Origin of the sequence: Pseudomonas quercus, assembly GCF_012033695.1 — a bacterium.
GTDB lineage: Bacteria > Pseudomonadota > Gammaproteobacteria > Pseudomonadales > Pseudomonadaceae > Aquipseudomonas > Aquipseudomonas quercus.
Map to the genome: position 1 here is coordinate 495,802 of NZ_JAAVJI010000003.1, position 12,120 is coordinate 507,921.

At 59.0% G+C, this 12,120-nt stretch carries 8 protein-coding genes; 3 read left to right on the forward strand and 5 right to left on the reverse strand.

The window, feature by feature from the left end:
• Positions 1 to 65 precede the first annotated feature (65 nt).
• Both oadA and HBH25_RS08700 read right to left on the reverse strand, forming a co-directional pair.
• Positions 66 to 1,874, reverse strand: a complete 1,809-nt coding sequence (gene oadA / locus HBH25_RS08695; protein WP_168083492.1) for a sodium-extruding oxaloacetate decarboxylase subunit alpha — start codon at positions 1,872 to 1,874, stop codon at positions 66 to 68.
• 95 nt (positions 1,875 to 1,969) lie between these two features.
• Positions 1,970 to 3,385, reverse strand: a complete 1,416-nt coding sequence (locus tag HBH25_RS08700) for an acetyl-CoA carboxylase biotin carboxylase subunit (protein ID WP_168083493.1) — start codon at positions 3,383 to 3,385, stop codon at positions 1,970 to 1,972.
• Positions 3,386 to 3,551: 166 nt separating this feature from the next.
• On the opposite strand from HBH25_RS08700, the gene HBH25_RS08705 reads away from it, so the two are divergent.
• Complete coding sequence (locus HBH25_RS08705; protein WP_168083494.1) at positions 3,552 to 4,493, forward strand: LysR family transcriptional regulator; 942 nt, start codon at positions 3,552 to 3,554, stop codon at positions 4,491 to 4,493.
• Here HBH25_RS08705 and HBH25_RS08710 read toward each other — a convergent pair.
• The 3 genes from HBH25_RS08710 to HBH25_RS08720 all read right to left on the reverse strand — a co-directional run bounded on the left by HBH25_RS08710 (position 4,456) and on the right by HBH25_RS08720 (position 8,577).
• Positions 4,456 to 4,656, reverse strand: a complete 201-nt coding sequence (locus tag HBH25_RS08710) for a PA3496 family putative envelope integrity protein (protein WP_168083495.1) — start codon at positions 4,654 to 4,656, stop codon at positions 4,456 to 4,458. The genes HBH25_RS08705 and HBH25_RS08710 overlap by 38 nt on opposite strands.
• Positions 4,657 to 4,749: 93 nt before the next feature.
• Complete coding sequence (gene hexR, locus HBH25_RS08715; protein ID WP_168083496.1) at positions 4,750 to 5,616, reverse strand: transcriptional regulator HexR; 867 nt, start codon at positions 5,614 to 5,616, stop codon at positions 4,750 to 4,752.
• Positions 5,617 to 5,691: 75 nt separating this feature from the next.
• Positions 5,692 to 8,577 (reverse strand): GGDEF and EAL domain-containing protein, encoded by a 2,886-nt coding sequence (locus tag HBH25_RS08720; RefSeq protein ID WP_168083497.1) that lies wholly within the window; start codon positions 8,575 to 8,577, stop codon positions 5,692 to 5,694.
• Between the two features lie 173 nt (positions 8,578 to 8,750).
• Here HBH25_RS08720 and uvrD point away from each other — a divergent pair, with 173 nt between their 5' ends.
• Entirely contained in the window at positions 8,751 to 10,937 is a 2,187-nt protein-coding gene (gene uvrD, locus HBH25_RS08725; protein WP_168083498.1) for a DNA helicase II, read from the forward strand.
• A gap of 167 nt (positions 10,938 to 11,104) precedes the next feature.
• Positions 11,105 to 11,959, forward strand: coding sequence for a Tim44 domain-containing protein (locus HBH25_RS08730; protein ID WP_168083499.1), 855 nt, complete (start codon positions 11,105 to 11,107; stop codon positions 11,957 to 11,959).
• The last annotated feature ends 161 nt before the right edge of the window (positions 11,960 to 12,120 follow it).

Sequence of the window (12,120 nt, forward strand, 5' to 3'; positions counted from 1 at the left end):
GCCGCCTGTGTGCTGTAAGCCTTGCACACAAAAAAGGGGCCGAAGCCCCTGAGGAAAACCTTTAACTACCCTTCGATTTCAATCAGTACTTCGCCAGGTGTCACGCGGTCACCTTTGGCCACATGGATGATGCTCACTGTGCCTGCCACGGGTGCCTGAATTTCAGTCTCCATCTTCATGGCCTCGGTAATCAGAACGGCCTGGCCCGCGTGGACCTGATCGCCCTCCTTGACCAACACTTCGACGATATTGCCGGGCATGGTCGTACTAACGTCTCCTGGTGCGCTGGCCTGCTTGCGCTTGCCTACTCCGCCGCCTACGAACTCATTCAGCGGTTCGAATACGACCTCTTCCGGCATGCCATCAATGCTGAGGTAGAAGTGGCGTTTGCCCTCGGCCTTTACACCTACCCCGGTAATGTCCACGCGGTAGGTTTCCCCGTGAACGTCGATCACAAATTCAGTAGGCACACCTTCACCTTTGCCAGACGTCACCGCACCGGCTTCTGGTACAGGCAGCAAAACTTCAGGCTTGAGCGTGCCTGCATTGCGTTCTTCGAGAAACTTGCGACCAATGTCCGGGAACATGGCAAAAGTCAACACATCTTCTTCATTGTGGGCCACGGGACCAATGTCGGCGCGCAGCTTGTTCATTTCAGGTTTAAGCAGGTCGGCCGGGCGAACATCGATAACCTCTTCGCTCCCAATGGCTTGGCGGCGCAGTTGCTCGCTTACTGTTCCCGGCGCCTTGCCATAGCCACCCTGCAAGTAGAGCTTCACTTCGTTGGTGATGGTCTTGTAGCGTTCGCCTGCCAGCACGTTGAAGAAGGCCTGGGTTCCTACAATCTGTGACGTAGGGGTGACCAGCGGCGGATAGCCCAGGTCTTCGCGCACGCGCGGAATCTCGGCCAGCACTTCGTTCATGCGGTTGAGGGCGCCCTGCTCCTTGAGCTGGTTGGCCAGGTTGGAAATCATGCCGCCCGGCACCTGGTTCACCTGTACACGGGTATCCACAGCAGTGAATTCGCTCTCGAACTGGTGGTACTTCTTGCGTACGGCGTAGAAGTAAAGGCCAATGTCCTGGAGTAGCTCCAGGTCCAGCCCTGTGTCGTATTCCGTACCCTTGAGCGCGGCGACCATGGATTCTGTGCCTGGGTGGCTGGTGCCCCACGCCAGGCTGGAAATAGCGGTATCAATGTGATCGGCACCGTTTTCCACCGCTTTCAACTGGCACATGGCAGCCAGGCCAGCGGTGTCGTGAGAGTGAATGAATACGGGCAGGCTTTGCTCGGCCTTCAACGCCTTGACCAGTTCACCTGTGGCATAAGGGGTCAACAGGCCGGCCATATCCTTGATTGCGATAGAGTCACAGCCCATGGCTTCCATCTGTTTGGCCTGCTCGACGAACGCCTGCACGGTGTGCACAGGGCTCGTGGTGTAGGCCAGGGTGCCCTGCGCATGCTTGCCGGCCACCTTCACCGCCTCGATCGCTACCTGCAGGTTACGGATGTCATTCATGGCGTCGAAGATACGGAACACGTCGATACCATTGGCGGCCGCACGCGCCACGAACGCCTGTACCACGTCGTCGCTGTAGTGCCGATAGCCCAGCAGGTTCTGGCCGCGCAGTAGCATCTGCAGGCGGGTGTTTGGCAGCGCCGCGCGCAGCTGACGCAGGCGCTCCCAAGGGTCCTCCTTGAGGAAGCGCACGCAGGCATCGAAGGTGGCACCACCCCAGACTTCCAGTGACCAGTAACCCACCTTGTCCAGCTTGTCGCAGATGGGCAGCATGTCCTCGGTACGCATACGGGTCGCAAGCAGGGATTGATGGGCATCGCGCAGTACGGTATCGGTGACGAAGATCTTCTTGGGCATGTTCACAGTTCCTTTCTAGCGCCAAGCTTCAAGCCGTAAGCTACAAGTGAACGCCTTTGTGCCTTCACTTGGGGCTCGCCGCTTGCAGCGGCTGTTCAGAGCCCGGCGTGGGCGGCAATGGCGGCGGCGATGGCAAGCGCCAGTTCTTCGGGCTTGCGCTTGATCGAGTACTGGGTAAGTTCGGGGTGGCTTTCCACAAAGCTGGTGTTGAACTCCCCGCTCCGGAACTCAGCGTTACGCAGGATCTCCTGGTAATACGCCGCCGTGGTTTTCACCCCTTGAACCCGCATGTCATCCAAGGCACGTAGGCCGCGGTCCAGGGCCTCTTCCCATGTAAGCGCCCACACCACCAGTTTCAGGCACATGGAGTCGTAGAACGGTGGAATGGTATAGCCGGTGTAGATGGCGGTATCGGTTCGCACCCCAGGGCCGCCTGGCGCGTAGTAGCGCGTGATCTTGCCAAAGCTGGGAAGGAAGTTGTTTTTCGGGTCTTCGGCGTTGATGCGGAACTGCAACGCATAGCCGCGATGTTGAATGTCTTCCTGCTTGACCGACAAGGGCAAACCCGAGGCGATGCGGATCTGCTCGCGAACAATATCAAGGCCGGTGATTTCTTCGGTAATGGTGTGTTCCACCTGCACGCGGGTATTCATTTCCATGAAATACACTTCGCCCTCGGCAAGCAGAAACTCTACGGTACCGGCATTTTCGTAGTGGACGGCTTTGGCGGCGCGTACGGCCAGGTCACCGATATACGCCCGCTGTTCAGGCGTAAGCTGGGGGCTGGGTGCGATTTCGATCAGCTTCTGATTACGCCGCTGAATGGAGCAATCCCGCTCGAACAGGTGCACCACGTTGCCGCTGCTGTCTCCTAGCACCTGCGCTTCGATGTGCTTGGGGTTGACGATGCACTTCTCCAGGAACACTTCGGCAGAACCGAAGGCCTTGGTAGCTTCAGAGATCACCCGGGGAAAGGCCTGCTCCAGCTCTTCACGGCTATTGCAGCGGCGAATGCCACGCCCGCCGCCACCTGAGGTGGCCTTGAGCATCACCGGGTAGCCGATGCGATCACCCTCGCGAAGCGCTTCGGCAATGTCTGCCACGTTGCCCTCGGTGCCTGGCGTGACTGGCACACCGGCTGCCATCATGGTGCGTCGGGCCTCCGTCTTGTCGCCCATACGGCGAATGACGTCGGCCGAAGGGCCAATGAACTTGATGCCTCGTTGCGCACAGATATCTGCCAGCTCTGCGTTTTCCGATAGAAAACCGTAGCCTGGATGCAAGGCATCACACCCGGTTTCTACTGCCAGGTTGACCAGCTTGCGTGGGTTCAGGTAGCCCGCCAGTGGCTCGGCGCCGATGTTATGGGCTTCGTCCGCGCGCTTTACATGCAAGGCATGGCGATCGGCGTCCGAGTAGACGGCTACCGAGCGAATGCCCATTTCAGCACACGCCCGAACAATACGAACCGCGATCTCGCCTCGGTTGGCGATGAGGATTTTTCTTATCACGCTGGTTTCCCTCGTCCATTAGGCGGCAACGTACGGTGCCTTGTAACGCGTTGCCAGGCACCTGTTCACCCTAACCCCAGGGATAGATAAATAATAATCAGAGTTTGTTGGGCCAGGCATAAGCAAAAGCTTATAGTCAGCGTTTCCCCAGCATCTCTGGAGCGATATGCGTCACTCCCTCATGCGGCTTACCCTTCGCCAGCTACGCATCTTCAACGAGGTGTGTGACCTGCGCTCCTTTAGCCGCGCCGCTGAGGAGATGGCCCTGACTCAACCCGCAGTGAGCTTGCAGATCCGGCAGTTGGAAGAAGTGGTGGGGCAGCCACTGTTTGAGTATGTGGGCAAAAAGCTGTACCTGACCGAGGCGGCAGAAGCCTTGCAAGCGGCCAGCCGGGACATTTTTGGCCGGCTCGACAATTTCGACATGCAGCTCTCACACTTGCAGGGTTCGCTTCAGGGCCAATTGAAACTGGCAGTTGAAACCAGTGCTACCTACTTTGTGCCGCACCTGTTTGCGGCGTTCAAGCGCAAGCACCGTGAAGTGAGCCTGACGCTAAGTGTGGTCAATCGCGCACAAGCCCTGCGCCGCCTTGTGGACAACCGCGACGATCTGCTGATCATGTCGCTGGTACCCCAAGGCATGGACTTGGAGTTTCTACCCTTCCTGACCAACGACATCATTGCCATTGCCGCCCCGGATCACCCCTTATGCGACGTGCACGAACTGAGCCTGAGCGCATTGGAGCCCTGGCCGTTACTGGTCCGGGAAACCGGTTCAGGAACACGCATGGCCTGCGAAGCTTTTTTGAAGGAAAAACGGGTGCACTTCAAGCAGACACTGGAAATGGGCTCAGCCGAGGCCCAGCGTGAGGCGGTAATGGCCGGCCTTGGGCTGGCACTGCTCAGCCGGCACGCCGTGGTAGGCGAACTACGGGCCGGCCTGTTGCGCGAATTGCCTGTAGCCGAGCTACCCCTGCGCCGCAGCTGGTGCCTTGTACAGGCCAAGGCCAGAAGGCCGTCGCCCGTAGCGGCGGCGTTCCTGGCATTTATTCGAGAGGACCGCGCACAACTCAATAGCGTGGTTGAACGCTTTGCCGCGTGTCCGTAACGCCGGCCTGCCAAGCGTACAGCTCAGGGAAGTCGAACGTACTGGCCAATAACCTGCGCGCCTCGATACGGCTTTCAATGGCGCGGCGGAACGCCATCCGCCGAGCGTCTTCTTCCTGACGGCGAGTCTTGCTGTTGCCTGATCCTTCATAGGAACGCGCCATGCTGCCTCTCCCGGTAAGTGTGCGAGAGCTACACGATGGCAAGGCCGCGTTACGCTTTAAGGGCAGCCCAGTGACGGCCAGGTTACAGCCAGGTCAGTCTTCCGGGTGCTTGATCGACTTGGGTGACAGGCGAAGGCTGCGCAGGCTGCGCTTCACGCTTTTGAGATGGTTGACCAGCGTAGGGCCACGGGCCATGGCAACCCCCATGGCCAGCACGTCGATCACCACCAGGTGGGCGATACGGGACGTAAGGGGCGTGTAGATTTCAGTGTCTTCATGCACATCGATGCCCAGGTTCACCGTGGACAGCTCTGCCAGCGGCGTTTGGCTGGGGCACAGGGTCACGAGGGCCGCCCCTGCTTCACGCACCAGGTTGGCGGTTATCAGCAGGTCCTTGGAGCGACCTGACTGCGAGATACACACCGCTACATCACCCGGCTGCAAGGTAACTGCAGACATGGCTTGCATGTGCGGGTCCGAATAGGCAGCCGCGGTCAGCAGCAAACGAAAGAACTTGTGCTGGGCGTCTGCCGCCACAGCGCCGGAAGCACCAAAACCATAGAACATCACGCGAGGGGCGCTTGCCATGACGGTAACTGCCCGCTGCAAGGCGTCGGTGTCCAGTTTTTCGCGCACCTCCATCAGCGTGTGCAGCGTGGTATCGAAGATCTTGAGGCTAAGGTCTTCGACCGAGTCGTCTTCGTGGATGGCGAATTGGCCGAAGCTGGCGCCGGCCGCCAGGCTCTGCGCCAGCCTGAGTTTGAGGTCTTGGAACCCTGTACACCCAATGGCCCTGCAGAACCGCACGATCGTTGGCTCGCTGATGCCCACGTGATGGGCCAGGTCTGCCATGGAACTGTGCATCACCGCGGCGGGGTCAAGCAGGACATGATCGGCCACCTTGAGCTCCGATTTGCGTAGCAGGTGACGGGATTGGGCAATGTGTTGCAGAAGGTTCAAAAGTGAGGACTCGTATTGTGTCGGGCTGGGCCACGGTTTTTTGTAGTTATACTACATGGGCTGTTACAGGCCCAGTCAAACAAGGGGAACACCTTCGCTTCCCCGTACCACAAGCCACTGTGCAAACGCGGCCGCTGTGGCTGGGCGGCCGATCAGGTAGCCCTGAACCTCATCGCAACCTTGCGCCTGCAGTGTTGAAAGCTGGCCACTGGTTTCTACCCCTTCGGCGGTGACCTTCAAGCCCAGCCCGTGGGCCATGGTGATGACCGCCTGGGTAATAGCAGCATCCGCATGGCTGTCTTCCAGTTCACGCACGAATGCCTGGTCCAGTTTCACGAAGTCTACGGGAAGCCGCTTAAGGTAACTGAGTGCCGAATAGCCTGTGCCAAAGTCATCGATAGCGAGCTTGACCCCCAATTGCCTCAACTGTGCAAAAGTTGCGTGAATGGCGCTGACATTGTCCAGCCACTGGCTTTCCGTCAGCTCAAGCTCCAGTAGTGTAGGTGCCAGCCCGCTTTCGGCCAGTACCTGGCGCACCAGGCTCACCAGGTTTCCATACCGAAGTTGCTGGCCCGACAGGTTCACGCACACACGCAGGTCGCCCAGGCCATGACGCTGCCACTCCCTCGCGTGACGGCAGGCGGTACGCAATACAAACTCACCAATGGCCGTAATCAGCCCGGTTTCTTCGGCCAACTCGATAAAAGTGCCTGGGGCCATCAGCCCTCGCTCCGGGTGATGCCAACGCACCAAGGCTTCAGCCCCACTCAGGGCCTGGTTCGTGAGGTCCAGCTTGGGCTGATAGAACACTTCGAGCTGCTGCAGCTCCAGCGCCCGACGCAGTTGGTGCTCAAGCTGAAGCCGGTCATGGGCATCGGCCTGCAGAGGCTCGGTGAAAAACTGAAAGCCGTCGCCGCCCAGCCGTTTGGCCTCCTGCATCGCCATGGCAGCCTGATTGAGCAGCACCGCCCCTTCACGCGTGGTATCAGGTAGCAGGCTGATCCCGATGGACGCTGTGATGGTCAGCTCATGGCCATTGAGGCGCAACGGTACTCGAATCTTGCCCAGCAGCCGCGTGGTTACCTGGATCAGGCCGGAGAGGCTGGCGTAGGCATCAAACAATACGCCGAATTCATTGCCCGATAGCCGGGCGACTGTATCTGCCTCAGGCAAGGCGGCCCCGATGCGCTTGGCCACCTGGCGCAGCACTTGATCAGCCGCATCATGGCCAAAACTGTCATTGAGCAGCTTGAAACGGTCCAGATCGATATGCAGCAGCGCCAGGCTGCGACCGTTGTGTCGCAAACGTTGGGTGGCATCGTGCAGACGCTGGCGGAACAGGCTGCGGTTCCCTAGCCCGGTCAGTTCGTCGTGGTAGGTGAGGTAATGCAAGCGCTCTTCAGAAGCGCGTCGTGACGTTAGGTCCGAGCAGAAGACCACAACTTGGCGCAGGCTGGCCGCCTCGTCCACAATGGCAGTCACCTGCAACCATTGGGGGTACAGCTCGCCATTCAAGCGGGTTTCTACGACTTCGCCTTGCCAGGCGCCTTGTTCAAGCAGAGCCTGATGAATCTGAGGAAAATGGCGGCGAAGGTCACGGCTGCAAGGAAGGTCCAGCAGCAGCTCGCCCAGGCAGGCCGAGGGCAGGTAACCTGTTATGCGGCTGAATGCCTGATTTATCGTCAGCACCCTGAAATCCGGGTCCAGCACAACGATGCCCTCGCTCATGGCATCGAACACGGTTGCGGCCAAACGTTGTTGTTGTGCCTGTTCGCGCAACCGTGTGATATCACGTCGGGTACCCAGCATTCGCAACACGCGCCCCCCCGGTGTGCGCTCCACCGCGCGACCGCGGTCTTCAATCCATAACCACCGGCCATCGTCGTGCCGTATACGGTATTCAACGCGATAATCCACACTACGGCCTTTGAGGTGTTCAATCAGGGTGCGCTTAAGCGTTGGAAGGTCATCCGGGTGTAGCCGCGGGCGCAGGTGCTTGAGCAGCAGTGGCGTGTTTAGCGCCGCGAGGCCAACCAACCGCTCCAGCGCCGTATGATGCACTTCGTCAGTACGCAGGTCCCAATCCCATAACCCCAGCTCGCTGGCTTCCAGCGCCAACGCCAGGCGTGCCTGACTCTTGCTTAACGCCTGGTTCGCCTCATCCAGCTGCTGGCTACGCTGTGCGATATGGGCTTCGAGGCTGGACTGGACAGCACGCAACTCACGCTCCGCAGCGCTACGACGGGCCATTTCCTCGGTCATTTCCCGGTTCAACCGCGTGATGACGGCTTGCTCCGCCTGCAGGCTGGCAATGAGGCTCTGGTTCTGAAAACGCCGAAGTAACCCACGCTCGATCAACCGATTGACTTGCCAGGCCACCACACACAGTGCGCCCAACAGCATCAGGCCAAGCCAAGCCCAACCCTGCTGGTGCAGGCCCCCGTGCATAAACAGCCAGATGACAGGCGGAACAAGACAGGGAACAGCAAAGCTTAGGAAGGCAGGAAAGCTCACCGCATAGGCGATGCTTGCCGATAATGCGGCTGCGCCCAGCAAGCCAAAGATCCAGGCTTGCTGCAGAAAACTGTCGAAAGGTGCGAGAAGGATGGCTGCACCGGCCAGGGAAAGCCCACTGGCGGCCGAGCCGAACAGGAACATCCGGCGCCACACGGGTGATGCCTGCCGGTCAGGCATGGAAGCATCAAACGCTGCGACCTGGATCACTCGCAGCGCTACAAGCGTCATAAGCCACCCCAGCCATACGCTGACCAGCCCATGGTGGCCAGGAGACCAGAGAATCCAGGCACACACCAGCCCTGTAATCAGCATCAACAGCGTAGGCACAAGCGAGCCTTGATAGAGCAGCCGCGTGCGCTCCACTGCAAGGCTTGCAGAAAAATCCTGTTCCAAGGCCTGGCGCACAGGCGCAATTTGCCCCGGGGAGCGGTATTCAAGGGCCATAAGCGTTATTCTTGTTCAGACCTGCATGATGAATGGCAGCATACACAAGATTTCCTCGAATGCCGCCAATGGCCCTTTGCCCGCGGTGGCTTTTCGATACTTCGTCACCTATCAGCACACCGGTCGTAAGCGACGTTTGCTGTAGCCCGCCCCTGCACCCTAGAATGCCCGCCATGCATGATGACCTCTCCTTGTTGCTCAATTCGCTCAACGATGCCCAACGCCAGGCAGTAGCCGCCAGCGTAGGGCGTCAGTTGGTTCTGGCCGGCGCTGGCTCTGGCAAAACCCGTGTGCTGGTGCACCGCATCGCCTGGTTGATGCAGGTGGAGCATGCCTCGCCGCATTCGCTGTTGGCCGTTACCTTCACCAACAAGGCCGCTGCCGAGATGCGTCATCGTATCGAGCAGCTCATGGGCATCAGCCCGGCCGGAATGTGGGTAGGTACCTTCCATGGCTTGGCCCACCGGCTATTGCGCGCCCACTGGCAGGAAGCAAAACTCAACCAGAACTTCCAGATCCTGGACAGCGATGACCAGCAACGCCTGGTCAAGCGTGTGATCCGAGAACTGGGGCTCGACGACCAGAAGTGGCCAGCGCGCCAGGCCCAATGGTTTATCAACGGCCAGAAAGACGAGGGCCTGCGCCCTCAACACATCCAGCCCAAGGGCGACCTGTTCCTGGCCACTATGCGAAGCATTTACGAGGCCTACGAAGCGGCCTGTGAACGCGCTGGCGTCATCGACTTTTCAGAGCTGCTGCTGCGTGCGCTCGACCTCTGGCGGGACAATGCCACCCTGCTGGAACATTACCAACGGCGCTTCCGCCATGTGCTGGTGGACGAGTTCCAGGACACCAACGCGGTGCAATACGCCTGGCTTCGCTTGCTGGCCAAGGGCGGGCAGAGCCTGATGGTCGTCGGCGACGATGACCAGTCCATTTACGGATGGCGTGGCGCCCGTATTGAAAACATCCGCCAATACACGACGGACTTTCCAGACGCCGAAGTCATTCGCCTGGAGCAGAACTACCGTTCCACAGCCGGTATCCTCAATGCCGCCAACGCCCTGATCGCCAATAACAGTGGCCGGCTGGGCAAAGAGCTGTGGACCGATGGTGGGGAGGGTGACCCTATCAGCCTCTACGCCGCTTATAACGAGCATGATGAAGCCCGCTATGTCGTGGAAACCATCGAAAGCGCCATAAAAACTGGGCTTGCCCGCAGCGATATCGCAATTCTGTACCGGTCCAACGCTCAGTCTCGCGTATTGGAAGAAGCGCTGCTACGCGAGCGTATTCCCTACCGTATCTACGGCGGCCAGCGGTTCTTCGAGCGGGCTGAGATCAAGAATGCAATGGCCTACCTGCGCCTGCTGGATGGCCGTGGCAACGATGCCGCATTGGAGCGAGTGATCAACGTTCCTCCCCGTGGTATTGGTGAAAAAACAGTCGAAGCTATTCGTCAGCATTCCCGCCATGCCGATGTGTCTATGTGGGAAGCAGTGCGCCAGCTGGTGGCCAATAAAGGTGTCACGGGGCGAGCAGCCAATGCCCTGCAGGCCTTCATGGACCTGATCGAAGACCTGGCTGCACGCACCCAGACCATGCCCTTGCATGTGATGACGCAGACGGTCATCGAGCAAGCAGGCCTGATCCTCTACCACCAAGAGGAAAAGGGCGAAAAAGGCCAGGCCCGGGTAGAAAACCTTGAGGAGTTGGTCAGCGCTGCACGCAACTTTGAAAACGCTGACGGCGAGGAAGACCTGACCCCCCTGGCGGCATTCCTGGGCCATGCCTCACTTGAGGCAGGCGATACCCAGGCTGAGGAGCATGAAGACAGCATTCAATTGATGACCTTGCACAGTGCCAAAGGCCTGGAGTTCCCCTTCGTGTTCCTGGTGGGCCTGGAAGAGGGACTGTTCCCGCACAAGATGAGCCTGGAAGAGCCTGGCCGCCTAGAGGAAGAACGCCGGCTGGCGTATGTGGGCATTACACGGGCCATGCAGCAATTGGTGATGACCTACGCGGAAACCCGTCGGTTGTACGGCAGCGAAACCTACAACAAGGTATCCAGGTTTGTGCGTGAAATTCCTGCCAACCTGCTTACGGAGGTACGGCTGTCCAACAGCGTGAGCCGCCCCTTCGGCGGGGCAGCCAAGCCCAACATGGGCAGTATATTTGGGCAGGCAGGTATTCCAGATACGGTCTTTAACCTGGGGCAACGGGTGCAGCATGCTGTATTCGGCGAGGGCATAATCCTCAACTTCGAAGGTGCAGGCGCCCAGGCCCGGGTCCAAGTGAATTTCGACGAGGGCAGCAAGTGGCTGATGCTGGGCTATGCCAAGCTGGTCCCGTTGGAATAAATGTTCTTTCCCTGAGCCAATAGCCTGTATGCCCGCGCGCTGCTTACGTAGGGCGTGCAGGCTGTAGGAATTTTCCGTAAAAGCCGGAAACAATCTCCTGCTGGCTATCTCCCCAAGTGGCGTGCAACATGGCCATTGCTATATATCCATTAAATGGGAATGCCTTCATGCAACGTTTTTTAAGCATCGCCATGGCGCTCTGCCTCAGCCTTACGCTGAGCCTTGACGCCAGCGCCGCCAAACGCTTTGGTGGCGGCAAGTCCTTCGGTGACGCGCCTAGCCATCAAACACGCCAGGCCTCGCCTTCTCAACCTTCAGCCACCACGCCGGCCCAGGCGGGTCGCGCACCAGGCGCGCCGAGTGGCGCTTCGCGTTGGCTTGGCCCTCTGGCCGGTATTGCCGCGGGCGGCCTGCTTGCTTCCATGTTCATGGGTGATGGCTTCGAGGGGTTCCAGTTCCTGGACTTCCTGCTGCTGGCCTTGGTCGCCTTCGTAATCTTCCGGTTCATTTCCTCGCGCCGTCGCAAGCAACAACCTCAAATGGCCATGGCCGGCCATCCAGCGTACCAGCGTGAGGCAGAGCCTTTGGCAACCCCTGCATCGCCTTTTGGTGGTAGCAGCAGTGCCTCGGCGCGCCCTGTGATTCAGGCTCCAGCCTGGTTCAACGAGCAGAACTTCCTGGGTGCTGCCCGCGAGCATTTCCAAGCGCTGCAAAAGCACTGGGATGCCAATGAAATGGACAAGATCGCCGAATTCGTAACCCCGCAGATGTTGCAATTCCTGCGTCAGGAACGTGCAGCGCTAGGTGATGGCTACCAGTCCACCTACATCGATAACCTGTCGGTGCAGCTTGATGGCATCGATGACCGTGCAGATCGCACTATCGCTACGCTGACTTTCACGGGCGTATCGAAGGATTCCCGCTTCGATAAAGGTGAGGCCTTTAGCGAAAGCTGGAACATGGAACGCCAACAAGGTGAGAACCAACCTTGGGTTATTGCAGGTATTCGCCAGAACGGTTAAACCGCTAATGCGGCATACAAAACCCCGGCCCTGCGCCGTAATGCTGTTCACTTAAGCATTTGAGTCCAAGCCGGGGTTTCTAGAAAATCCGATACCAGCCCACTGGTATCGGATTTTTTATGCCCATTCAGCAGCAACTGCTCGACCTCGGCGATCTCTTC